This is a genomic window from Hoskinsella mucinilytica, from assembly GCF_045223415.1.
GTDB lineage: Bacteria > Bacillota_I > Bacilli_A > Erysipelotrichales > Erysipelotrichaceae > Hoskinsella > Hoskinsella mucinilytica.
On the sequence record NZ_JBEQZJ010000131.1, the window covers coordinates 1 to 347 of the forward strand.

Sequence of the window (347 nt, forward strand, 5' to 3'; positions counted from 1 at the left end):
GGCAAACTGATTGTTCTTGGTATTTTTTCTGTTGTCCGTTTTGGTTCGCTTCGGTGCTATCTTTACATCCATCCTATCTCCTCCATAATTTCTTGAAGATTGATTTTTTCTTCACTACTTCTATCTCTTCCATATCCTCATTCCTGATGATATGTTCTGGATTTTTCTTAATTAATATCTCTGCATTGGCTTCCCCATAGGTATCGCTCACATATCGATACACATCTGAAAGCATACAGATCCTATTCCCTGTTGGTCGATGAGCATCACTTGCGATTACATGTGCCATTCCATGTTCCAGTAATTTATGGGCATTCTTCTGTACTGTTGAGCCATGCATACCTAGG

The 347-nt window shown here is 39.5% G+C and carries 1 protein-coding gene; it reads right to left on the reverse strand.

What is annotated here, in order from left to right; all coding sequences use genetic code 11:
- Window positions 1–73 precede the first annotated feature (73 nt).
- Window positions 74–347 (reverse strand): CpsB/CapC family capsule biosynthesis tyrosine phosphatase (locus tag UGRO018_RS17845; protein WP_416327860.1); only part of this gene is annotated, 274 nt, incomplete at its 5' end.